General features: G+C 69.6%; 23 protein-coding genes. 2 read left to right on the top strand and 21 right to left on the bottom strand.

Annotated elements, in window-relative coordinates:
- Positions 1–15: 15 nt before the first annotated feature.
- From IL992_RS05910 to IL992_RS05825, 18 genes are all read right to left on the bottom strand, one after another.
- The gene (locus tag IL992_RS05910) at positions 16–1,011 is read right to left on the bottom strand and encodes a polyprenyl synthetase family protein (protein ID WP_193202233.1); all 996 of its coding nucleotides are present in this window, start codon (positions 1,009–1,011) and stop codon (positions 16–18) included.
- An 11-nt stretch (positions 1,012–1,022) separates the two neighbouring features.
- Positions 1,023–2,576 carry an NADH-quinone oxidoreductase subunit NuoN gene (nuoN, locus tag IL992_RS05905; protein WP_193202232.1) on the bottom strand — a complete coding sequence of 518 codons (1,554 nt, stop codon included), beginning with the start codon at positions 2,574–2,576 and terminating at the stop codon, positions 1,023–1,025.
- Positions 2,576–4,081, bottom strand: a complete 1,506-nt coding sequence (locus IL992_RS05900; RefSeq protein ID WP_193202231.1) for an NADH-quinone oxidoreductase subunit M — start codon at positions 4,079–4,081, stop codon at positions 2,576–2,578. Before IL992_RS05900 ends, nuoN begins: the two co-directional genes overlap by 1 nt.
- Positions 4,081–5,922, bottom strand: coding sequence for an NADH-quinone oxidoreductase subunit L (gene nuoL, locus IL992_RS05895; RefSeq protein ID WP_193202314.1), 1,842 nt, complete (start codon positions 5,920–5,922; stop codon positions 4,081–4,083). Before nuoL ends, IL992_RS05900 begins: the two co-directional genes overlap by 1 nt.
- A gap of 66 nt (positions 5,923–5,988) precedes the next feature.
- Positions 5,989–6,285 carry an NADH-quinone oxidoreductase subunit NuoK gene (gene nuoK / locus IL992_RS05890; protein WP_030506864.1) on the bottom strand — a complete coding sequence of 99 codons (297 nt, stop codon included), beginning with the start codon at positions 6,283–6,285 and terminating at the stop codon, positions 5,989–5,991.
- Entirely contained in the window at positions 6,282–7,184 is a 903-nt protein-coding gene (locus IL992_RS05885) for an NADH-quinone oxidoreductase subunit J (RefSeq protein ID WP_193202230.1), read from the bottom strand. Before IL992_RS05885 ends, nuoK begins: the two co-directional genes overlap by 4 nt.
- Positions 7,177–7,692, bottom strand: coding sequence for an NADH-quinone oxidoreductase subunit NuoI (gene nuoI, locus IL992_RS05880; RefSeq protein ID WP_139574090.1), 516 nt, complete (start codon positions 7,690–7,692; stop codon positions 7,177–7,179). The genes IL992_RS05885 and nuoI overlap by 8 nt, the downstream gene beginning before the upstream one ends.
- Positions 7,679–9,040: an NADH-quinone oxidoreductase subunit NuoH gene (gene nuoH / locus IL992_RS05875; protein WP_193202229.1), complete on the bottom strand. Its 1,362-nt coding sequence runs from the start codon at positions 9,038–9,040 to the stop codon at positions 7,679–7,681. Before nuoH ends, nuoI begins: the two co-directional genes overlap by 14 nt.
- Positions 9,037–11,433, bottom strand: a complete 2,397-nt coding sequence (locus tag IL992_RS05870; RefSeq protein ID WP_193202228.1) for an NADH-quinone oxidoreductase subunit G — start codon at positions 11,431–11,433, stop codon at positions 9,037–9,039. Before IL992_RS05870 ends, nuoH begins: the two co-directional genes overlap by 4 nt.
- Positions 11,430–12,716: an NADH-quinone oxidoreductase subunit NuoF gene (nuoF, locus tag IL992_RS05865; RefSeq protein ID WP_193202227.1), complete on the bottom strand. Its 1,287-nt coding sequence runs from the start codon at positions 12,714–12,716 to the stop codon at positions 11,430–11,432. The genes IL992_RS05870 and nuoF overlap by 4 nt, the downstream gene beginning before the upstream one ends.
- A gap of 87 nt (positions 12,717–12,803) precedes the next feature.
- Positions 12,804–13,475, bottom strand: a complete 672-nt coding sequence (gene nuoE, locus IL992_RS05860) for an NADH-quinone oxidoreductase subunit NuoE (protein ID WP_193202226.1) — start codon at positions 13,473–13,475, stop codon at positions 12,804–12,806.
- Complete coding sequence (locus IL992_RS05855) at positions 13,472–14,788, bottom strand: NADH-quinone oxidoreductase subunit D (RefSeq protein ID WP_193202225.1); 1,317 nt, start codon at positions 14,786–14,788, stop codon at positions 13,472–13,474. Before IL992_RS05855 ends, nuoE begins: the two co-directional genes overlap by 4 nt.
- Before the next feature lie 49 nt (positions 14,789–14,837).
- Positions 14,838–15,503: an NADH-quinone oxidoreductase subunit C gene (locus IL992_RS05850; protein ID WP_193202224.1), complete on the bottom strand. Its 666-nt coding sequence runs from the start codon at positions 15,501–15,503 to the stop codon at positions 14,838–14,840.
- Positions 15,500–16,051: a NuoB/complex I 20 kDa subunit family protein gene (locus tag IL992_RS05845; protein ID WP_079315518.1), complete on the bottom strand. Its 552-nt coding sequence runs from the start codon at positions 16,049–16,051 to the stop codon at positions 15,500–15,502. Before IL992_RS05845 ends, IL992_RS05850 begins: the two co-directional genes overlap by 4 nt.
- 2 nt (positions 16,052–16,053) lie before the next feature.
- A complete protein-coding gene (locus tag IL992_RS05840) occupies positions 16,054–16,413 on the bottom strand; it encodes an NADH-quinone oxidoreductase subunit A (RefSeq protein WP_079315519.1) in 360 nt (119 codons plus the stop codon).
- Positions 16,414–16,415: 2 nt separating this feature from the next.
- On the bottom strand, positions 16,416–16,559 hold the full coding sequence (locus IL992_RS05835; protein WP_179155203.1) for a hypothetical protein: 144 nt from the start codon (positions 16,557–16,559) through the stop codon (positions 16,416–16,418).
- Positions 16,556–17,809 (bottom strand): geranylgeranyl reductase family protein, encoded by a 1,254-nt coding sequence (locus IL992_RS05830; protein ID WP_319018370.1) that lies wholly within the window; start codon positions 17,807–17,809, stop codon positions 16,556–16,558. Before IL992_RS05830 ends, IL992_RS05835 begins: the two co-directional genes overlap by 4 nt.
- Positions 17,810–17,971: 162 nt before the next feature.
- Positions 17,972–18,694 carry a demethylmenaquinone methyltransferase gene (locus tag IL992_RS05825; RefSeq protein ID WP_193202222.1) on the bottom strand — a complete coding sequence of 241 codons (723 nt, stop codon included), beginning with the start codon at positions 18,692–18,694 and terminating at the stop codon, positions 17,972–17,974.
- A 101-nt stretch (positions 18,695–18,795) separates the two neighbouring features.
- Between IL992_RS05825 and IL992_RS05820 the strand changes: the two genes are divergently transcribed.
- On the top strand, positions 18,796–20,043 hold the full coding sequence (locus IL992_RS05820) for a hypothetical protein (protein ID WP_193202221.1): 1,248 nt from the start codon (positions 18,796–18,798) through the stop codon (positions 20,041–20,043).
- On the opposite strand, the gene IL992_RS05815 is transcribed toward IL992_RS05820, so the two are convergent.
- Positions 20,040–20,249: a DUF4229 domain-containing protein gene (locus IL992_RS05815; protein ID WP_079315523.1), complete on the bottom strand. Its 210-nt coding sequence runs from the start codon at positions 20,247–20,249 to the stop codon at positions 20,040–20,042. The two genes, IL992_RS05820 and IL992_RS05815, sit on opposite strands and share 4 nt — an antisense overlap.
- 259 nt (positions 20,250–20,508) lie before the next feature.
- Here IL992_RS05815 and IL992_RS05810 point away from each other — a divergent pair, with 259 nt between their 5' ends.
- Complete coding sequence (locus IL992_RS05810; RefSeq protein WP_079315524.1) at positions 20,509–20,730, top strand: BldC family transcriptional regulator; 222 nt, start codon at positions 20,509–20,511, stop codon at positions 20,728–20,730.
- A 113-nt stretch (positions 20,731–20,843) separates the two neighbouring features.
- Here IL992_RS05810 and IL992_RS05805 read toward each other — a convergent pair whose 3' ends face one another.
- Positions 20,844–21,080: a hypothetical protein gene (locus IL992_RS05805; protein ID WP_030506849.1), complete on the bottom strand. Its 237-nt coding sequence runs from the start codon at positions 21,078–21,080 to the stop codon at positions 20,844–20,846.
- 9 nt (positions 21,081–21,089) lie between these two features.
- The gene (locus IL992_RS05800; protein WP_226872326.1) at positions 21,090–22,121 is read right to left on the bottom strand and encodes a hypothetical protein; all 1,032 of its coding nucleotides are present in this window, start codon (positions 22,119–22,121) and stop codon (positions 21,090–21,092) included.
- Positions 22,122–22,195 lie beyond the last annotated feature (74 nt).

The raw sequence follows: 22,195 nt of genomic DNA, 5'->3' as shown, positions 1-22,195 counted from the left end.
ATCCCCTAAAAACGATCAGCCCGTGCGCTCGACGACGTAGTCGCACAGGGCGATGAGGGCCGTACGGGCCGGGATGTCGGGCAGGCCGGCGAGGGCCTCCTTGGCCCGGTCGATCCAGCGGATGAGTTCCTCGCGGGCCTGGACCATGGCCCGGTTGGCCCGCAGCAGCGTCAGCGCCTCCTCGACGTCCTCCTCGGCCACGGGCCCCGACAGCAGGGTGCGCAGCCGGGAGTCGGCGGGGTCGTCGGAGGCCAGGGCGTACAGCACGGGGAGCGTGCGGACGCCCTCGCGCAGGTCGGTGCCCGGGGTCTTGCCCGAGTCGGCCGTGGGCGCGGCCACGTCGATGAGGTCGTCGCCGAGCTGCCAGGCCACGCCGATCGCCTCGCAGGCGTCGGTCAGGCGCTCGACCACGTCGGCGGGAGCGCCGGCGAGCATGGCCCCGAAGCGGCCCGAGGTGGCGATGAGGGAGCCGGTCTTGTCGGCCAGCACGCTGATGTAGTGGGCGATCGCGTCGCGGCCCTCGGCGGGCCCGATCGTCTCGCGGATCTGGCCGCGCACCAGGCGGGAGAACGTACGCGCCTGGATCCGGATGAGCTCGCTGCCGAGGTCGGCGAGGATCTCCGACGCCTGGGCGAACAGATAGTCGCCGGTGAGGATGGCCACGGTGTTGTCCCACCGGGCGTTGGCGGACGGGGAGCCCCGGCGCACCGGGGCCTCGTCCATGACGTCGTCGTGGTAGAGCGTGGCCAGGTGGGTCAGCTCGATGACGACGGCCCCGGGCACGACGCCCGGGGCGTCCGGGTTGCCGAACTGGGCGGCCAGCAGCACGAGCATCGCCCGGAACCGCTTGCCGCCCGCCTCGATGAGGTGCCTGGACGTCTGGGTGACGAAGGCGTCCTCACTCTCGACCGACGAGCGCAGCAGCTTCTCCACCGCCGCGAGCCCGCCTGCGAGGTCGTCGGCCAGCCGCTCGTCGACGAGAGGAATGTCCACTACGGGCGGCGCGGCCATACGGAAATCTCCTATCGAACGAACAGGGACTGTGCAGCCGTGTGCGCGAGGTCCAGCACGGGCTGGGGGTACACCCCGAGAACTACCGTAGCCAATGCCGCGATACCGACCACAGCCGCGGTCCCCCGCGAGGGCAGCACGACGGACGGGCCGTCGGCGGCCGGGTCGCTGAAGAACATCAGCACGATCACACGGACGTAGAAGAACGCGGCGACGGCCGAGGCCACCACACCGATGATGACCAGCGGCGTGGCGCCGTTGGCGACGGCCGCCTGGAAGACCGCGTACTTTCCGAAGAACCCGCTGGTCAGCGGGATGCCGGCGAAGGCCAGCAGGAAGAACGCGAACGTCCCGGCCAGCAGCGGCGAACGCTTGCCCAGCCCGGCCCAACGGGACAGGTGCCACGCCTCACCGCCCGCGTCGCGCACCATCGTGACGATGGCGAACGCGCCGACCGTGGTGAAACCATACGCCACCAGGTAGAACAGCAGGCCCGACAGGGCCGAGGTGTTCTCCGCCTGCGTCTGGCCGGTGGCGACGACACCGATGAGCAGGAAGCCGCCGTGCGCGATCGACGAGTAGGCGAGCATCCGCTTGATGTCGGTCTGCGTGATCGCGAGGATTGCGCCGACCACCATCGTGAGAATCGCCACACCGTAGAGCACCGGACGCCAGTCCCAGTCGAGACCGCCCAGGCCGACCCAGAACACCCGCAGCAGCGCGCCGAAGGCTGCCACCAGGGTGCCGGAGGCCATCAGCGCGGTGATGGGCGTGGGCGAGCCCTGGTAGACGTCCGGCTTCCACGCCTGGAACGGCGCGGCACCGATCTTGAAGAGCAGGCCGACGCCGAGCATGGCCGCGCCGATGTAGAGCAGCGTGTCCTGGCCGCCGACCGATCCCAGCGCCTGGTTGATCTTCACGAGGTCGATCGACCCGGCGTAGCCGTAGATCAGGGCCGTGCCGTACAGGAAGAAGGCCGAGGAGAACGCGCCGAGCAGGAAGTACTTGACCGCGGCCTCCTGCGACAGCAGGCGGCGGCGCCGGGCCAGGCCGCACAGCAGGTACAACGGCAGCGACATGACCTCGAGGGCGACGAACGCCACGAGCAGGTCGTTGGCCGCCGGGAACAGCAGCATGCCGCCGACCGCGAACAGCAGCAGCGGGTAGACCTCGGTGTGCGCGGCCCGCTCGACGAGCGACTGCTCCTCCTCGGCCGAGCCGGGCACGGCCGCCGCGGAGCCGACGAAGTGCTCCTCGTCCTTGATGAGCAGCACGCTCACGAAGGCGAGGATGAGGATCGTGCCCCAGATGAACAGGGCCGGGCCGTCCACGGCCACCGCGCCCATCGCGGCGGGCTTGGTGGGCACGCCCTTGACCGCCTGCCAGACGGCCAGCGCGAACGCGCCGGCCAGCGACAGCAGCGTGAGCGGCAGGTGGATCGCCGAGCGCAGGTAGCGCGGGGCGAATGCCTCCACCAGCACGCCGACGATCGCCGCGCCGAAGACGACGAGCACCGGCGCCAGAAGGGCGTACTCGATACTCGGCGCCTGAATGGTGCCGTTCACTACTGGCCCTCCTGAGCAACGGGTACGGCCGGCTTCGGGTCCGTGACGGAGACGCTCGACAGCGTGTCCTTCACGGCGGGATTGATCACGTCGAGCAGCGGCTTGGGATAGAAGCCGAACACCAGCAGCAGCGCGACGAGCGGCGCCACCACCCACTTCTCCCTGGCGTTGAGGTCGGGCAGCGACTTGACCGACTCCGCCGTCGGGCCGTTCATCGTCCGCTGGTACATCCACAGGATGTAGATCGCGGCGAGGATGACGCCGACCGTCGCGATCACGGCCGGGACGACGTACCGCTGGTAGGTGCCGGTCAGCACCATGAACTCGCTGACGAACGTGCTGAGACCGGGCAGCGAGAGGCTGGACAGACCGGCCACCAGGAACGTCCCGGCGAGGATCGGTGCCACCTTCTGCACGCCGCCGTAGTCGGCGATGAACTGCGAGCCCCTGCGGTAGATGAGGAAGCCCGCGCTCAGGAACAGCGCGCCGGTCGAGAAGCCGTGGTTGACCATGTAGAGCGTCGCGCCCGAGCCCGCGCTGGTCGTCATCGCGAACACGCCCATCGCGATGAAGCCGAAGTGCGACACCGAGGTGTACGCGATGAGCCGCTTCATGTCGGTCTGTCCGATGGCCACGATCGCGCCGTACACGATGCCGATCACTGACAGCGTGATGACCAGCGGCGTGAAGAACTTCGCGGCGTCGGGGAAGAGCTCGAGGCAGAAGCGCAGCATGCCGTACGTGCCGACCTTGTCCAGCACGCCGACCAGCAGGACGGCCGCGCCGGCCGGGGCCTGCGCGGCGGCGTCCGGCAGCCAGGTGTGGAACGGCCACAGCGGCGCCTTGATCGCGAAGGCGATGAAGAAGCCGAGGAACAGCCACTTCTGCGTCGTCACGTCCTGGATGGTCCCGACCAGGTCGGTGAACATGAACGTGCCCTTGCCGGCGATCGAGTAGAGCGCGATCACCGCCACCAGCATCAGGAGCCCGCCGAACAGCGAGTACAGCAGGAACTTCACGGCCGCGTACGACCGCTGCGCCCCGCCGTACGACCCGATCATGAAGTACATCGGGATCAGCATGGCTTCGAAGAAGACGTAGAAGAGGAAGACGTCGGTCGCCGCGAAGACGCCGATCATCATGGCCTCGAGCACGAGCAGCAGCGAGAAGTACGTCCGGACCGAGCGCTTGCCGGCCTCGGCGTCGTGCCAGGAGGCGAGCACCACGATCGGCACGAGGATCACCGACAGCAGGATCAGCACCAGGGCGATGCCGTCCACGGCGACGCCGTAGTGGACGCCGAACGCGGGAATCCAGTCGTACTTCTCGGCGAACTGGAACTTGTCGCCGTTCGGGCTGAACTGGACCGCCATGGCGACGGTCAGCGCCAGCACGATCAGCGACACCACGAGGGTGAACTGCTTGGCGAGCTTGTCGTTGCGGACAAGGGTCACGCCCAGCGCGCCGAGTACGGACACGCCCATCAGGGTTGAAAGCCAGGGCATCACAGGTTCCCTACGACGAGCCAGGCACCGGCCAGGACGGCGGCACCCAGGAATATCGACAGCGCGTACGAGCGGACGAACCCGGTCTGGACCCTGCGCAGACGCCCGGACGTGCCGCCGATGCCGGCGGCCAGGCCGTTCACGAGGCCGTCGACGCCGCGGTTGTCGAAGAACACGGCCAGGCGGGTCAGCCACTGGCCGGGGCGCATGAACAGCGCCTCGTTCAGGGCGTCGCCGTACAGGTCACGACGGGCGAAGGCGGTGAGGAACGAGCCGCGCGGGGCCACCGCGGGCACCTCGGCCCTGCCGTACTTGACCCAGGCGAAGGCCGCGCCGATCGCGACGAGCGCGAGCGTGACCAGACCGGTGAGGCTGAACGGGTGGAACGACGGCATCTCCTCCGGCGCGCCGACGGCCGGCGAGAGGAAGGTCATGAACCGGTTGCCCAGCACCAGGAACGCGCCCAGGCCGATCGCGCCGACCGACAGGATGATCAGCGGCCAGGTCATGACGGCGGGCGACTCGTGCGGGTGAGCCGTGGGCTCCCAGCGCTTGGCGCCGAAGAACGTCATGAACACCAGGCGCGACATGTAGAAACCGGTGATGCCCGCGCCGAGCACGGCCAGCCAGCCGAGGATCGCGTTGTGCTCCATCGCGGTCTCGATGATGCCGTCCTTGGTGAAGTAGCCGGACAGCAGCGGGAACCCGATGATCGCCAGGTAGCCGATGAGGAACGTCACGAACGTGACCGGCATGACCTTGCGCAGCGCGCCGTACTTGCGCATGTCGACCTCGTCGTTCATGGCGTGCATGACCGAGCCCGCGCCGAGGAACATGTCGGCCTTGAAGAAGCCGTGCGTGATCAGGTGCGCGATCGCGAAGGCGTAGCCCGCCGGGCCGATGCCCGCGGCGAGCACCATGTAGCCGATCTGCGACATCGTCGAACCGGCCAGCGCCTTCTTGATGTCGTCCTTGGCGGTACCGATGATCGCACCGGCGAGCAGCGTCGCGACGCCGACGATCGTCACCACGAGCTGCGCGGTCTCGGCGCCCTGGAAGATCGGGCCGGACCGGACGATCAGGTAGACGCCGGCGGTGACCATGGTCGCGGCGTGGATGAGGGCCGAGACCGGGGTCGGGCCCTCCATCGCGTCGAGGAGCCAGGACTGCAGCGGGAGCTGCGCCGACTTGCCGCAGGCCCCGACCAGCAGCAGCAGGCCGATCGCGGTGAGCGTGCCCGAGGACGCCTTCGAGGCGTTCGCGAGGACGTCGTTGAAGGCCAGCGTGTGGAACGTCGCGAAGATCGTGAAGATGCCGATCAGCAGGCCGAAGTCGCCGACGCGGTTGACGATGAACGCCTTCTTGGCCGCGGTCGCCGCCGAGGGCTTGTGCTGCCAGAACCCGATCAGCAGGTACGACGCCAGACCGACGCCCTCCCAGCCGACGAACAGGGCCACGTAGTTGTCGGCCAGCACCAGCAGGAGCATCGCCGCGACGAACAGGTTGAGGTAGGCGAAGAACCGCCGCCTGTTCGGGTCGTGCGCCATGTAGCCGATCGAGTAGATGTGGATCAGCGAGCCCACAAAGGTGATCAGCAGGCAGAACGAGATCGAGAGCGGGTCGACCAGCAGGCCCACCTTCGCCAGGCCCGGGATGAAGTCGTACAGCTCGATCCCGCGGCGGCGCTCGCCGGGGGCGAAGCCGAGCAGCTGCGCGAACGACAGCGCCGCCACCACGAAGGACGCGACGGCCATGAGCACGCCCAGCAGGTGGCCGAACTTGTCGGTCCTCCGGCCGCCAAGCAGGAGGACCGCCGCTCCCACCAGGGGCAGAGCGATCATGAGCCAGGCTGCTCCGATCGCTCCGCCGGAGTGCTGGATGATCTCAGCGGGTTCCACGGCCACCTCTTAGTACTTCAGCAGGCTGACGTCGTCGACCGACGCGGACCTGCGGGTTCGGAAGATCGTCACGATGATGGCCAGGCCGATGACCACCTCGGCGGCGGCCACGATCATCACGAAGAACGCGATGAGCTGGCCGTCGAGGTTGCCGTTCTGCCGGGCGAAGGTGACGAACGCCAGGTTGCAGGCGTTGAGCATGAGCTCGACGCACATGAACACGACAATGGCGTTGCGCCGTACGAGCACGCCGACGCCGCCGATGGCGAACAGCAGCGCGGAGAGCACCAGGTAGTGCGTGGTCACTTGCCGTCCTCCTCGCTCAGGGACTCACCGCGCGGGCGGACGACCCGGCCGGCCACGACACCCTCTTCATCCATGGGCTCGGTGTCGGGGCCGCCGTCCCTGACCTCCTCGGCCACGGTGGGCGTGCTGTGCCCGTTCGCGCGCTGCGCGGCCTCCTCCTGCTCCAGCACGCGGGCGACCTCCGGGGGCAGGATGCCCTGGGACTCCTCGTACCGGGCGATGTACCGGTTGACCGACAGCGGCGAGACCGACCCGTCGGGCAGCAGCGCCGGCATGTCGATGGCGTTGTGCCGGGCGTAGGTGCCGGGGCCGGGCAGCGGCGCCGGGTTCTTGCCCGTCTTGCCGAAGGCGACGAAGCGCTGCCGGGACAGGTCCTTCTGCGTCGGCTTGGCCTCGGTGCGCTCCCGGTGCGCGAGCACCATCGCGCCGAGCGCGGCGGTGATCAGCAGCGCCGAGGTGACCTCGAAGGCGAACACATGGCGCGTGAAGATCAGCTCGGCCAGGGAGGGCACGTTGCCCGCCTGCGTCGCCGCGGCCAGGCCCTTGGCCGAGCCGACGACCGCGTTGCCGATTCCGGCGGCGAGCAGGACGGCGAAGCCGAGCCCGCCCACGATGGCCCAGAACCGCTGGCCCCTGATCGTCTCCACGAGGGAGTCGGACGAGTCCACGCCCACGAGCATGAGCACGAACAGGAACAGCATCATGACCGCGCCGGTGTAGACGATGATCTGCACCGCCGCCAGGAACGGAGCGTCCTGGACCGCGTACAGCACCGCCAGCGAGAGCATGACGACGCCGAGCATGAGGGCCGAGTAGACGGCCCTGCGGCTGAAGACGAGTCCGAGCGCGGCGATCACCGAGACGACCGCGAGCACCCAGAACGTGATGGACTCACCCATTGCTTCGACCCAACCGGTAGTAGTCCTCTTCGGTCTCGCCGAGGCGCATCGGGTGGGGCGGCTGCTCCATGCCCGGTCCGAGCGGCGCGAGGAGCATCTCCTTGGTGTAGATCAACGACTCGCGGCTGGAGTCGGCGAGCTCGTACTCGTTGGTCATCGTGAGCGCCCGGGTGGGGCACGCCTCGATGCAGAGCCCGCAGAGGATGCAGCGCAGGTAGTTGATCTGGTAAACGCGGCCGTACCGCTCACCCGGCGAGAAACGCTCCTCGTCGGTGTTGTCGCCGCCCTCGACGTAGATGGCGTCGGCCGGACAGGCCCAGGCGCACAGCTCGCAGCCGACGCACTTCTCCAGGCCGTCGGGCCACCGGTTCAGCTGGTGCCGTCCGTGGAAGCGCGGCGCGGTGGGCCGCTTCTCCTCGGGATAGTTGACGGTCACCGGCTTTTTGAACATGTGGTGGAAGGTGACGCCGAATCCCTTGATCGGGTTCAGCCAATCAGTTGCTCCCACTGGTCACCTCCTTGGCGGCGTCGGAATTGAGGCGCGCGGCGGGCACGACTCCGTGGTAGTGCGGGGCGTCGAGCGGCGGCACCGGGAACCCGCCCGCGGTCGGCTCCTCGCTCAGCTGCTCGAACTCCTCCTCGATCGCGGCCGCCTTGGCCTCCCTGCGGCGCTGGTTGACCGTGTCGAACCGCAGCCAGATCGCGAAGGCGCCGATGATGACGACCGCGCCGATGGTCAGGATGATCGCCCGGTCGGCGTCGGGCAGGCGCAGCGCCTTGAACGTGGCGGCCAGCAGGATCCAGCCCAGGTTGAGCGGGATCAGCACCTTCCACCCGAAGGCCATCAGCTGGTCGTACCGGACACGCGGCAGCGAGGCGCGGACCCAGACGAAGAAGCCGAACGCGATGACCAGCTTGAGGAAGAACCACAGCATGGGCCACCAGCCGGAGTTCGCGCCGTCCCACAGGGAGATCGGCCACGGGGCCCGCCAGCCGCCGAAGAACAGCGTGATCGCCATCGCCGAGACCGTGAAGACGTTCACGTATTCGGCGAGCATGAACATCGCGAACTTCAGCGAGGAGGAGTACTCAGTGTGGAAGCCGCCGACCAGCTCGCCCTCGCCCTCGGGGAGGTCGAAGGGCACGCGGTTGGTCTCGCCCAGCATCGTGATCGCGTAGATCAGGAAGGACGGCAGCAGCGAGACCACGTACCAGGACGGCGTCGGGATGGACAGCCCGCCGATGTCCCAGGTGCCGCCGCTCGCCTGCTTCGCCACGATCTCCGAGGTGGACAGCGTGCCCGCCTGGAGGAACACCGCGACGAACGACAGGCCCATCGCGATCTCGTACGACACGACCTGGGCGCTGGAGCGTAGGCCGCCGAGGATCGCGTACGGCGAGCGCGAGCCCCACCCGGCGAGCACGACGCCGTAGACGCCGATCGAGGCGGTGGCCAGGACCAGCAGGACCGCGACCGGCAGGTCGGTGAGCTGCAGCGGCGTCTTGTGGCCGAACATCCACACCATCGGCCCGAACGGCACGACGGAGAAGGCCAGGAAGGCCGGGACGGCGATGATGACCGGAGCCAGGAAGTAGATCACCTTGTCCACGGTGCGTGGCATGATGTCTTCCTTCAGGCCCATCTTCAGGCCGTCGGCCACCGACTGCAGCAGGCCGAACTTACCTGCGCGGTTGGGGCCGTAGCGGTGCTGCATGCGCGAGATGAGCTTGCGCTCGGTCCATACGCCGAACAGCACGCCCAGCATCAGGAACACGAAGATCGCGACGGCCTTGATGATGCTGATCCACAGGGGATCGTGGCCGAAGTCGCTCAGCGTGGGTCCGGGGTTGTTCACGAGACGCTCCCGATCTTTACGACGTCTCCGGCGACCGCGCGCAGGTCGCGCGTGACCGACAGGCCGGCGGAGTTGGACGGCACCCACACGACACGGTCGGGCAGGTCCGCGACGCGCACCGGCACGACCACGTCGTCACCGATGGTGATCTTGCCGCCGTCGACCGCGCCGATCTCGGCGGCCGTCGCCTCCGACAGCAGCGCCGCCACCGTGCGGGCGGTCCCCGCCAGGTAGGGCTCGCCGTCCTGCATCCGGCCGTCGTCGAGGAGCAGGTGCCAGGTCGCCAGCACGGCCTCGCCCGCCTGCGGCTCCCCGACCGGGCGACCGGTGACCGCGGGCGCGGCCGGGCGGGTGCCCTTCCAGGCGCCGAGCGCGGCCATCTCGCGCCGGGCGGCGGCGGGGTCGGGCAGGCCGAGGTGGACGTCCATCTGGTCGGCGATCGAGGCGATGGCGCGCAGGTCGCTCATCAGGCCGGGGACGGCCGTCGCCACGCCGAACGAGCGGCCCCTGCCCTCCCAGTCGACGAACGTGCCGGACTTCTCGGCCACCGCGGCGACCGGCAGGACCACGTCGGCCCGGTCGGTGACGGCGCTGGCGCGGATCTCCAGGCTGACGATGAACGGCGTGTTCTCCAGCGCCGCCAGGGCCCTGGCCGGGTCGGGCAGGTCGTAGGGGTCCACACCCGCCACGACCAGCGCGTCTACCTCGTCGTTCAGCGCGGCCTCGATGATGCCGGCCGTGTCGCGGCCGGGCGCCTCGGGCAGCGAGGCGACGCCCCACACCCGGGCGACCTCCGCGCGGGCGGTCTCGTCGGCGGCCGGGCGGCCGATCGGCAGCAGGCCCGGCAGGGCGCCCGCCTCCAGCGCGCCGCGCTCGCCGGCCCGGCGCGGCACCCAGGCGAGCCGGGCGCCGGTGGCCTGCGTGAGCCGTACGAGCGCGGACAGGGCGCCGGGGGCGGTGGCGAGCCGCTCGCCGGCGAGGATGATCGCACCCGCGGGCAGCACGTCACCGGTGACGAGGTCGCCGAGCGCCTCGGCCTCGGCGCCGGGCAGCGTGCGGATCAGCGTGCCCTTCATCTTGGCCAGGCCCGGCGTGGCGAACGGCGCGAGCGAGTAGACCTTCAGGCCCCGCTTGCGCGCCGCCTTGCGCAGGCGCAGGAAGACGATCGGCGACTCCTCCTCGGGCTCGAACCCGACCAGGAGCACGGCCGGGGCCGTCTCCAGGTCGGCGTAGGAGACCTCGATGCCCTTGCCGGCCACGGCGTGGACGAGGAAGCGCGTCTCCTCCTCCGAGTGCGGGCGGGCCCGGAAGTCGATGTCGTTGGTGCCGAGGGCGATCCTGGCGAACTTGCTGTACGCGTAGGCGTCCTCGACCGTGAGCCGCCCGCCGACCAGCACGCCGGCCTTGCCGCGGGCCCGCAGCAGGCCCTCGGCGGCGACGGCCAGCGCGTCCGGCCAGGAGGTCGGGACGAGCTTGCCGCTCTCGTCACGCACCAGCGGCGACCGCAGGCGGTCGGGCTGGGTGGCGTAGGTGAAGGCCCAGCGGCCCTTGTCGCAGTTCCACTCCTCGTTGACCTGCGGGTCGTCCCCGGCCAGGCGGCGGGTGACCTTGCCGCGGCGGTGGTCGGTGCGCAGCGAGCAGCCCGACGCGCAGTGCTCGCACGCGCTCGGCGTGGAGACCAGGTCGAACGGGCGGGAGCGGAACCGGTAGGCCGCCCCGGTCAGCGCGCCCACCGGGCAGATCTGGATGGTGTTGCCCGAGAAGTAGGACTGGAACGGCTCGCCGTCGGCGACGCCCACCTGCTCCTTGGCCCCGCGCTCGAAGAAGTCGATGAGCGGGTCACCGGCGATCTGCTCGGAGAACCGGATGCAGCGCGCGCACTGGATGCAGCGCTCGCGGTCGAGCAGCACCTCGCTCGACAGCGGGACGGGCTTCTCGAACGTCCGCTTCTGCTCGACGAACCGGCTCTCGCCCTGGCCGTTCGACATGGCCTGGTTCTGCAGGGGGCACTCGCCGCCCTTGTCGCAGACCGGGCAGTCGAGCGGGTGGTTGAGCAGCAGCATCTCCATCACGCCGCGCTGGGCCTTCTCGGCCACCGGCGAGGTGAGCTGCGTCTTGACCACCATGCCCTCGGCGACCTCGATCGCGCAGGACGGCTGCGGCTTGGGGAAGCCGCGGCCGTTGCCCGCGTCGGGGATGTCGACCAGGCACTGGCGGCAGTTGGCCGCCGGCGAGAGCAGCGGGTGGTCGCAGAACCGGGGGATCTGGATCCCCAGCAGCTCCGCGGCCCGGATGATCAGCGTGCCCTTCGGGACGCTGATCTGGAAGCCGTCTATGGTCAGGGTGACCATGTCCACGACCGGCTGCTCCGGCTGCGTCGTCTGAACTGTCACTTGGACCCCCACACCGTGGAAGCGGCGGGATCGAACGGGCAGCCGCCGATCTCGAAGTGCTTGAGGTATTCGTCGCGGAACTGCTTCACCGACGAGTGGATCGGGCTCGTGGCACCGTCACCGAGGGCGCAGAACGAGCGGCCGAGGATGTTGTCGGCGATGTCGGTGATCGTGGCCAGGTCCTCCTCGGAGCCCTGGCCCTTCTCCAGCCGCTTGAGCACCTGCTTGAGCCAGTAGGTGCCCTCGCGGCACGGGGTGCACTTGCCGCAGGACTCGTGCGCGTAGAACTCCGTCCAGCGCAGGACGGCCCGGACCACGCAGGTCGTCTCGTCGAAGATCTGCAGGGCGCGGGTGCCCAGCATCGAGCCCTTGGCCCCGACCGACTCGAAGTCGAGCGGCACGTCGAGGTGCTCGGCCGTGAAGATCGGCGTCGAGGAGCCCCCCGGCGTCCAGAACTTCAGCTCGTGGCCCTCGCGGATACCGCCCGCCATGTCGAGCAGTTCGCGCAGCGTGATGCCCAGGGGGGCCTCGTACTGGCCCGGCCGGGTCACGTGGCCCGACAGGGAGAAGATGCCGAAGCCCTTGGACTTCTCGGTGCCCATCCCGGCGAACCAGTCGGCGCCGTTGGCCACGATGCTCGGCACGCTCGCGATCGACTCGACGTTGTTGATCACGGTCGGGCACGCGTACAGGCCGGCGACCGCCGGGAACGGCGGCTTGAGCCGGGGCTGGCCGCGGTAGCCCTCGAGCGAGTCGAGCAGCGCGGTCTCCTCGCCGCAGATGTACGCCCCGGCGCCGCTGTGCACGACGAGTTCGAGGTCGTAGCCCGACCCGAAGATGTCCGTCCCGAGGTAGCCCTTCTCGTACGCCTCGCGGACCGCGGCCTGCACCCGGCGGATGACGTGGAGCACCTCGCCGCGGATGTAGATGAAGGCGTGGTTGGCCCGGATGGCGTAGGACGCGATGATCACGCCCTCGACCAGCGCGTGCGGGTTGGCCATCATGAGCGGGATGTCCTTGCAGGTCCCCGGCTCCGACTCGTCGGCGTTGACCACGAGGTAGTGGGCCTTGCCGTCGCCCTGCGGGATGAAGCCCCACTTCATGCCGGTCGGGAAGCCCGCGCCGCCACGGCCGCGCAGTCCGGAGTCCTTCACCGCCTGGATGACGGCGTCGGGCTCCATGCCCAGGGCCTTCTTCGCGGCCGCGTACTCGCCGTACCCGTCGAGGGTGAACGAGTCGGCCCGGTCCCAGTTCCTGGTGAGAACAGGCGTCAGCGTTGTCATTGGTCGCTCACCGCTCCTCGTTCGCTACGCGGGCCGCTCGTACCTCGCGGACCGCTCCGCTCACTGCGTCGGGTTCGCTCCGCGTGGTCATTCCGCGCTCCCCTCGGCCTTGGGGGCCTCCCAGCCGTTGGCCTTGGCGACCTTCAGGCCCTCCAGCGACGGGCCTGCGGCCGACGGGCCGTCACCGGCCTGGCCGTCGGGCAGCCCGGCGAGGACCCGGGACGCCTCCTTGAACGTGCACAGCCGGCTCGGGCCGCGCGTGGGCGCGACCTCCTTGCCCGCACGCAGGTCGTCGACGAGCTGCTTGGCCGACTCCGGCGTCTGGTTGTCGAAGAACTCCCAGTTGACCATCATGACCGGCGCGAAGTCGCAGGCGGCGTTGCACTCCAGCCGCTCCAGCGTGATCTTGCCGTCCGCCGTGGTCTCGTCGTGGCCGACGCCCACGTGCTCGCTGAGCTCTTCCCAGATCTCGTCGCCGCCCATGACCGCGCACAGCGTGTTGATGCAGACGCCGACGTTGTACTCGCCGGCCGGCTTGCGCTTGTACATGGTGTAGAAGGTCGCGACGCCCACGACCTCGGCCTTGGACAGGCCCAGCATCTCGGCGCAGAACTCCTGCCCGTCGTCGGAGACGTAGCCGTCCTCCGACTGCACCAGGTGCAGCAGCGGCAGCAGCGCCGAACGCGGCCGGGGGTAACGGCCGATGATCTCCTTGGCGTCCGTCTCCAGACGCTCGCGGACCTCGGGCGCGTAGCTCATCGGTCCACACCTCCCATGACCGGGTCGATCGAGGCGACCGCGGAGATGACGTCGGCGACCATGCCGCCCTCGCACGTCGCGGGCACCGCCTGCAGGTTCGTGAACGACGGGTCACGGAAGTGGACCCGGTAGGGCCGGGTGCCGCCGTCGCTGACCACGTGCGCGCCGAGCTCGCCGCGGGGCGACTCGACCGAGGCGTACGCCTGGCCGGCCGGCACCCGGAAGCCCTCGGTCACCAGCTTGAAGTGGTGGATCAGGGCCTCCATGGAGCTGCCCATGATGTGGGCGATGTGGTCGGGCGAGTTGCCGAGGCCGTCGGGACCGAGCGCGAGCTGCGACGGCCAGCCGATCTTCTTGTCCTCGATCATCACCGGGCCGCCCTTGAGCGGGCCGGACAGCCGGTCGAGCGCCTGCTCGATGATCTTGAGGGACTCCTCCATCTCGGCCATACGGACGAGGTAGCGGCCGTACACGTCGCAGGTGTTCTGCGTCGGCACCTCGAACTCGTACGTCTCGTAGCCGCAGTAGGGCTGCGACTTGCGCAGGTCCCACGGCAGGCCGGCGGCGCGCAGCATGGGCCCGGTGACGCCCAGCGCCATACAGCCGGTCAGGTCGAGGTAGGCCACGTCCTTGGTGCGCCGGGTGTAGACCGGGTTCGCGTCGAGGAGCTTGCGCATCTCCTTGATCCGCCCCGGCATGATCTTGAGGAACTCACCGATCTTGTCGACCGCGCCGGCCGGCAGGTCGACGCTGACGCCGCCCGGCCGGACGTACGCCATGTTCATCCGCAGGCCGGTGATGTACTCCATCAGGTCGAGCACCATCTCGCGCTCGCGGAAGCCGAACAGCATCGGCGTCGTCGCGCCCAGCTCCAAGCCGAACGTCGCGATCGCGACCAGGTGCGAGGAGATCCGGGTGAGCTCCATCGTCAGGACCCGGATGGCCTGCGCCCGGTCCGGGATCCTGTCGGTGATCCCGAGGAGCTTCTCGACGCCCATGCAGTAGGCGGTCTCGTTGAAGATCGGCGCGAGATAGTCCATGCGGGTGACGAACGTGACCCCCTGGGTCCACGTCCGAAACTCCATGTTCTTCTCGATGCCGGTGTGCAGGTAGCCGATCACCGTGCGGGCCTCGGTCACGGTCTCGCCGTCGAGGGTCAGCACGAGCCGGAGCACGCCGTGGGTCGACGGGTGCTGCGGCCCCATGTTGATGACCAGGCGCTCGTCGGCCGACTCGCTGACGGTCTTGACCAGCTCGTCCCAGTCCTGACCGGCGACGTCGTAGATCCGGCCCTCGGTCTCGGTGGTGCTCACGACGCTCTCCTCGCTGCCCTCGTCCACTCGTGCAGGTCGCCGCGGATGCTCACGAGTACGACCTCCTCCGGTCCGGCGCGGGGACCTCGGCACCGCGGTACTCGACCGGGATTCCGCCGAGCGGATAGTCCTTGCGCTGCGGGTGCCCCTCCCAGTCGTCCGGCATCTCGATCCGGGTCAGCGCCGGGTGGCCGTCGAAGACGATCCCGAAGAAGTCGTACGTCTCGCGCTCATGCCAGTCGTGCGTGGGGTAGACCTGAACCGTGGAGGGGATGTGCGGGTCGGCGTCGGGGCAGGAGACCTCCACCCGGATGCGCCGGTTGTGCGTGATGGAGCACAGGTGGTAGACGGCGTGCAGCTCCGCGCCGGTCTCCTCGGGGTAGTGGACGCCCGAGACGCCGAGCGACAGCTCGAACCGCAGCGCGGCGTCGTCGCGCAGGTGCTGCATCACCTCGGGCAGCCGTTCGCGCCGCACGTGGAAGGTGATCTCGCCGCGGTCGACGACCACGCGCTCGATCGCGTCGGCGAACGCCGGCTCCAGCGCGTCGGCCACCTCGTCGAAGTACGACCCGTACGGCCGGCTACTGGACAGCTTCGGCGGGCGGCGGACGACCAGGCGGTTGTAGCCGGAGGTGTCGCCGCTGTCCTTGACGCCGAACATGCCCTTGCGGGCGACGGGCTCCTCGGGCAGCCCGGGCAGGTTCTCGGTGGTCACTTCCCGGCCCCCTGGTCGATCAGCGGCAGCGTACGCAGCGCCTGGAGCTCCAGCTCCTCGATCTGCTTCTCGCGGTGCGCGCCGAACTTCATGTTCTGAATCTTGTCGTGCAGCTTCACGATGGCGTCGATCAGCATCTCCGGGCGCGGCGGGCAGCCGGGCAGGTAGATGTCGACCGGCACCACGTGGTCCACGCCCTGCACGATGGCGTAGTTGTTGAACATGCCGCCGCTGGACGCGCACACGCCCATCGCGATGACCCACTTGGGCTCGGCCATCTGGTCGTAGATCTGGCGGAGGACGGGCGCCATCTTCTGCGACAGGCGACCGGCCACGATCATCAGGTCGGCCTGGCGCGGGGACGCGGAGGCGCGCTCCATGCCGAAGCGGGCCAGGTCGTGCTTCGGGCCGCCGGTGGCCATCAGTTCGATGGCGCAGCACGCGAGACCGAAGGTCGCAGGCCAGACGGAGTTCTTCCGGGCCCAGCCGGCCACCTGCTCGACGGTGGTGAGGACGAACCCGCTCGGGAGTTTCTCTTCAAGACCCATGGCTAATCCCAATCGAGGCCGCGACGCCGCCACACATAGGCGTACGCCACGAGAACGGTGACGATGAACAGCACCATCTCGACGAGCCCGAACACGCCGAGTTTGTCGAAGGCCACCGCCCACGGATAGAGGAAGATGATCTCGATGTCGAACACGATGAACAGCATCGCGGTGATCATGTACTTCAGCGGGAAGCGGCCGCCGCCGACCGGCTGCGGAGTGGGCTCGATGCCGCACTCGTAGGCGTCCAGTTTCGCGCGGTTCCAGCGCTTCGGCCCGGTGAAGGGCGCGATGCTCACGGAGAACACGGCGAATCCCGCCGCGAGGACCGCGAGCACCACGATCGGCACATACAGCTCCATGGCTACATGTCCTCGCTTACTCGGTGAATTTGGGCGATCACGAGAATGCCGGAGAGCGCGGCCGGCCGGGCGGCCACCTGCGGGGCCGGCGGCGATGTGCGCGTCGTCTCGGTCATGCGGGCTTCAGTCATGCTGGCTTCGGTCATGATGGCGGAGCCACCTTGGACAGGGCGTTGATTATGCGGTCGGAGGCGTCGCCCCGCCGGTCTGTGAGATTAGCGAGCAGCTTGAAGGCGAATCTCATCAGGGTGGGATGGGGCATCCCGTGCCGGGTGGCGAAGCTCATCACTCCCGGCCTCCCGATCGCCTCGACGAACAGGCGGCCGAGGGTGAAGTATCCCCCATGGGCGTCTTTGAGGATACGCGGGTAGGCGAGTAACACGCGCTCACGCTGGGCGGGCGTCGGCCGGGACAGCGCCTGGACGACCACCTCGGCCGCGGTCCGGCCGGTCTCCATGGCGTACGCGATGCCCTCGCCGTTGAACGGGTTGATCGACCCGCCCGCGTCGCCCACGACAACCAGCCCGCGGGTGTAGTGCGGCTGCCGGTTGAAGCCCATCGGCAGCGCGGCGCCCCTGATCGGGCCCGTCATGTTCTCGTCGGTGAAGCCCCACTCCGCCGGCGTGTTCTTCATCCAGCGCCGCAGCAGGTCGCGGTAGTCGATGTTCTTGAACGCCTCGCTGGTGTTCAGCAGGCCGAGGCCGACGTTGGAGGTGCCGTCGCCGACGGGGAAGATCCAGCCGTATCCGGGGAGCAGCCGGTCGCCGTCCCACAGTTCGAGCCACGTCTCCAGGTAGTCGTCGTCATGACGGGGGCTCTTGTAGTAGGTGCGCACCGCCACGCCCATCGGGCGGTCCTCGCGCTTGTGCAGGCCCATCGCGATCGACAGCCGGGTCGAGTTGCCGTCGGCCGCCACCACGAGCCGCGAGCGGTAGGACACCTCCTCGCCGTCCGCCTTGGCCGTCACGCCCACGACGTGGCCGCTACGCTCGTCGAGCACCGGGCCTGTAACGTTCACGCCCTCGCGCAACCGCACGCCCGCGCGCTCGGCGTGCCTGGCGAGGATCTGGTCGAAGTCGGCGCGGGTGCGCACGAGGCCGAAGTCGGGGTAGCTCGACAGCTCGGGCCAGTCGAGTTCGAGCCGCACGCCGCCGCCGTAGACGCGCAGCCCCTTGTTCCTGATCCAGCCGGGCGCGTCGATGTCGACGCCCATGGCGACGAGTTCCTTCACCGCCCGCGGGGTCAGCCCGTCACCGCAGACCTTCTCACGCGGGAAGCGCGTCTTCTCCAGCAGCAGCACGTCGAGACCGGCGCGGGCGAGATGAAAGGCCGTCGTCGCACCCGCGGGACCCGCACCGACGACGATGACGTCGGCGTCGACATCTCTCCGCGTCACGCGGGCTTGCTCGCTCACGGGGGACCTATCCGTTCCAGGGAAGGAAGGCCTCGAATTGGTTTAGACCTTCGTGCCTTTGTGAACAACTTCACAAACTGTCGCGCCGCAGTCTAACCCCTATCCGGCGCACAGTGTCAGAGGGGTATGGCCAAGCACGCCTCATCACGCTTTGACCGCCCGATGCAGGGCCACGATGCCGAGCGTGAGGTTGCGCCAGGCCACCTTCCGCCAGCCGGCCTCTTGAATGATTCCCGCCAGCGCCTCCTGGTCGGGCCAGGCCCGGATCGACTCGGCGAGGTACTCGTAGGAGTCGGGATTCGAGCTGACCATCCGGGCCACCGGCGGCAGCAGCTTCATCAGGTACTGCGAGTAGACGAGGTCGAACGACTTGGGCGTCGGCCGGGAGAACTCGCAGATCACCAGCCTCCCGCCCGGTCGGGTCACCCGCAGCATCTCGCCCAGCGCCTGCACGGTGTCGGCCACGTTGCGCAGGCCGAAGGAGATCGTCACCGCGTCGAACGTCCCATCGCGGAACGGCAGGCGCAGCGCGTCGCCCGCGACGAACGTCACCCCGCGCACGCCCCCGCCGTACAGGCCGGAGCCGCCGCGCCGCTCGACGCCCGTGCGGAGCATGCCGAGCGAGAAGTCGCACGCGATCGCCCGCGCCCCGAGCGCGGTGAACGCGTCGGTCGAGGTGCCGGTGCCCGCGGCGAGGTCGAGGACCAGCTCGCCGGGCCCGGCGTCGATCGCCGCCGCGGTGGCCTTCCGCCACAGGCGGTCCTGGCCGAGCGAGAGGACGTCGTTGACCAGGTCGTAGCGCCGGGCCGTGCGATCGAACATCGCGGCGACCTCGTGCGGCTGCTTGTCCAGCGATGCGCGCGTCATGCACGCAAGCCTAGGCGGCGACGGGCGTGCCCCCTCACCACCGCCACCGGATGAGCGGAACGTAGTTCATCGATTACGCTGCGTCTGCTAGAAATTGGGGAATGCGCGTCACCACCGCACTGCTCCCAGTCGCATCGCTCGTCACATGCGCCGCCGTCCTCCCCGCCGTCCCGGCGTCCGCCGGGGTGCCGCAGCCCCGCGTGGTCTCGGAGAACCCGGTGAACACCACTCCGCACGTGCTGGACGGCATCGTCACCGCGTTCGCGCTGGTCGGCCGCACCGTCGTCGTGGGCGGCGAGTTCAGCGCGGTCCGCGAGGCCCGGGGCGGGGAGGACCTGCCGCGGGCGAACGTCTTCGCGTTCGACCTCTACACCGGGCGGGTCCTGCCCGACTTCGCGCCGGACCTCGACGGGCCGGTGGCCGCGCTGGCCGCCGGTCCCGGCGGCACGGTCTTCGTGGGCGGCGCGTTCGGTGCCCCCTCCCGGGGCCTGGTCCGCCTCCGCGTGTCCGACGGCGCTCCCGTCGACGGTTTCTCCGCCCCCGTCTACGGCGGGGAGGTCACCAGCCTCGTACGGCTGGGCGGCGCGCTCTACGTCGGCGGCGACTTCAGCAGGATCGGCCGCAGCCCGCGCACCGCGCTGGCCCGGGTGGACGCCGAGACCGGCGCGGTGGACCCCCGGTTCACCGTCACCCCCGGCGACGGGCGCCGCGGCGATCCGCGGATCTACGCGATGGCGGCCGTCCGCGACCGCTTAGTCGTGGACGGCTCGTTCACCACGCTCGACGGCCTGCGCCGTCCGCAGCTCGGCGTGATCGACCTGACGACCGGGCGGGTGGCCGAGTGGGGCACCGAGGCGTACGCCCCGGCGTGCAAGCCGGACTTCCCGTCGTACGTGCGGGGGCTCGATCTGTCCCCCGACGGGCGTTATTTCGTGGTCGTCACGACGGGCGGGCCGGCGCCGCGCACGTCCAAGCTGTGCGACTCGGCCGCCAGGTTCGAGACGTACGCGAAGGGCGAGGCGGTCCGTCCGACCTGGGTGAACCTGACCGGAGGGGACTCCCTGTACGCGGTCGCGGTCACGGGGTCCGCCGTCTACGTGGGCGGACACCAGCGCTGGCTGGACAACCCGAGGGGCGCCGACACGGCCGGTCCCGGAGCGGTCCGCCGGCCTGGGATCGGGGCGATCGACCCGGTCACGGGCAGGGCGCTGCGCTGGAACCCCACGCGGGAAAGGGGAATCGGGGTAAAGGCCTTCCTGACCGTAAAGACAGGTCTTTTGGTGGGAAGCGACACGACGGAGCTCGGGCATGAGTACCATGCCCGCGTCGGCATGTTCCCGACGACCTAGTTCTTCCCCGCCTCCCGCCGTTTCCCGGCGATGCGCTCGCTCACCGCGTCGCGCTGTTTGGTCAGCAGTACGTAGCTGGCCAGGCCGCTGACCAGGACCGCGAGCAGGAGCAACGGGAACGACCGCAGGCCGACGAGATACAGGACGCCGAGGGCCACGGCGAACAGGCCGAGGCGCGAAAGGGTGTAAACGACAACCGGATGCACAGCGTCGAGGTTACGTCACTCTCCCGACGCGCCGGTCTCTCTTCGCATCTGCTGCGGGCACTGCTAGTGTTCACAACAAGGCGCTTTTGTAAAGAAACACCCATGAGCGCCCCAAAGAGGCTCTATCATATAACAATCGGGCACTGAGCCGGTAACAACCCGTGATCTTCTGCGAAAACCACGGATAAATCAGGCTTCGCTCGGCACACTGGTTACCTGTCCGCCCGCTGCAGGACGCGGGACGCGAGGGGGAGAGATTGTGGAGAGTAGCAGCGAGCGACTGCTGACTCCTGGAGAGGTTGCCGCTCTCTTCAGGGTCGACCCGAAGACCGTGACCCGTTGGGCCGCGGCCGGGCGCATCAGCAGCATCCGTACCCCCGGGGGGCACAGGCGGTTCCGTGAATCGGAAGTGCACGCCCTCCTTCGCGGTGAGGACGTCCTCACGGCCGAACGGCCGAACGGCGACTCCCCGCGAGTCTGACGCAGTACCAGCACCGGGTGATCCTGCGCGCTACCCGGACGCCGCAGGGTCACCGGAGTCAGCCTCACGTCGAATCTGCGTCCCCGGCCTGTCCTGCTCCCTTGCCGGGAACGTCAGTCCTGCTCCGCCTTGAAGGCCAGGAACGCCTGCTCGAGCGCGTCGTCGCCCTCGCGCCAGCGGCGCCGCCGTTCGGCGTCCTCCTCCTCGGTGATCGACTCGGCCAGCCAGCGTTCGTAGTCCGGCTCTCCCGGCGCGACCTCGACGTAAGCGTTGCCGATGAGGCGCCCGTCATCGGTGGTGAGTGACCTGGGCACGCGCAGCGTCCCGTCGCCGAGCCGGATCACGTACATCCGAATCACCTAGATTCCGTAACGCCTGTTGAAGAAGAGCATGACGTTGAGGGCGGCCCGCGTGTCCCCGCCCAGCATGTCGACCAGGGCCGGACGCTGCCGGGACGCGATCGCCGCGAACGCGTCGGCGAAGAACTCCTTGCGCCCCAGGCCGCCGGACTGCCGGTGGAACGACGACGCGAACAGCGGCAGGCACTCCTCGTAGAGCGCCGCGAACTCCGGGGAGTCCGACACCCACTCTCCCGGACCGGCGTCCACGTCGTCCAGCGCATGCCCGACTTCGTGCATCATCACGTCGGGCGTGGGCGACGGCCGGTCCCCCACCACGATCTTGCGGTCGCCGTACGCGCCGGCGCAGATGTCCCAGGTGGCCCGTCCCGACGGCAGCGGCGCGCCGCGCAGGTAGCCCATGTCGTCCAGGTCGGGCACCCCGCCGCGCCCGACGTAGATGCCCTCGAGCCCGATGGCGAGCTTGGTCTTGAGCTGCTCGGGCAGACGCGCCAGGCTGTCCACGGCCCGTACGGCGTCGGCGGAGGGAGGCCCTTCCGCGGCGTCCCACTCGCGGTACAGGATGCTCTCCAGCGGCCCGCAGTGCCGCCTGCCGTCCCGCAGGTCGGGCGCGTCGGGAGGGTGGGGCGCGGCCCGCGTCGGCAGGTCGTCGAGCTCGAAGTCCTGCCAGGTGTACTGCGGCCGGTCGTCCACCACGGGCGCGGTCACGGTGTGGACCCGGTCCACCGGCTGCTCCGGCTGCTCCGGCGGCCAACCCGGCCAGTCGGACCCCCACGGCGCATCCCACTGCGCATCCCACTGCGCATCCCTCTGGGCGTCCCACTGAGCCCTGCGGCTCTGCGGCCGTTCCGCGGGCCGGTCCTGGGTGCGCTCCGCCGTACGGTCGGCGGCGGCCCGGTCGGAGACACGGCCGGTGGCACGATCGGGAGGGCGTTCGGGGAGGTCCGTACGGCGGTGGGAGGACCAGTAGGGCCCTCGCTGCCACCACCGCGACCCCCGCCGGTGGCGGCCCCTGTCGCCCGGCTCCGCCATCGCACCCCTCTGTCAGGCTCCGCGTTCCCGGCATGCCGTGTACCGGTCCACCGTACGATGCCCGGCTGTCCCCG

It is taken from the genome of Microbispora sitophila, assembly GCF_014892245.1.
Lineage (GTDB): Bacteria > Actinomycetota > Actinomycetes > Streptosporangiales > Streptosporangiaceae > Microbispora > Microbispora siamensis.
This window is presented reverse-complemented; position numbering and strand designations above follow the sequence as displayed.

What these genes read in the sequence shown, in the direction of transcription:
- nuoF (WP_193202227.1), bottom strand. Translation starts at nt 12,716, where the DNA reads ATGACAACGCTGACGCCTGTTCTCACCAGGAACTGGGACCGGGCCGAC.
- IL992_RS05845 (WP_079315518.1), bottom strand. Translation starts at nt 16,051, where the DNA reads ATGGGTCTTGAAGAGAAACTCCCGAGCGGGTTCGTCCTCACCACCGTC.
- IL992_RS05900 (WP_193202231.1), bottom strand. Translation starts at nt 4,081, where the DNA reads ATGCCCTGGCTTTCAACCCTGATGGGCGTGTCCGTACTCGGCGCGCTG.
- IL992_RS05800 (WP_226872326.1), bottom strand. Translation starts at nt 22,121, where the DNA reads ATGGCGGAGCCGGGCGACAGGGGCCGCCACCGGCGGGGGTCGCGGTGG.
- IL992_RS05825 (WP_193202222.1), bottom strand. Translation starts at nt 18,694, where the DNA reads ATGACGCGCGCATCGCTGGACAAGCAGCCGCACGAGGTCGCCGCGATG.
- IL992_RS05885 (WP_193202230.1), bottom strand. Translation starts at nt 7,184, where the DNA reads ATGGGTGAGTCCATCACGTTCTGGGTGCTCGCGGTCGTCTCGGTGATC.
- IL992_RS05835 (WP_179155203.1), bottom strand. Translation starts at nt 16,559, where the DNA reads ATGACCGAAGCCAGCATGACTGAAGCCCGCATGACCGAGACGACGCGC.
- nuoL (WP_193202314.1), bottom strand. Translation starts at nt 5,922, where the DNA reads ATGATCGCTCTGCCCCTGGTGGGAGCGGCGGTCCTCCTGCTTGGCGGC.
- IL992_RS05840 (WP_079315519.1), bottom strand. Translation starts at nt 16,413, where the DNA reads ATGGAGCTGTATGTGCCGATCGTGGTGCTCGCGGTCCTCGCGGCGGGA.
- nuoE (WP_193202226.1), bottom strand. Translation starts at nt 13,475, where the DNA reads ATGAGCTACGCGCCCGAGGTCCGCGAGCGTCTGGAGACGGACGCCAAG.
- IL992_RS05910 (WP_193202233.1), bottom strand. Translation starts at nt 1,011, where the DNA reads ATGGCCGCGCCGCCCGTAGTGGACATTCCTCTCGTCGACGAGCGGCTG.
- IL992_RS05820 (WP_193202221.1), top strand. Translation starts at nt 18,796, where the DNA reads ATGCGCGTCACCACCGCACTGCTCCCAGTCGCATCGCTCGTCACATGC.
- IL992_RS05805 (WP_030506849.1), bottom strand. Translation starts at nt 21,080, where the DNA reads ATGTACGTGATCCGGCTCGGCGACGGGACGCTGCGCGTGCCCAGGTCA.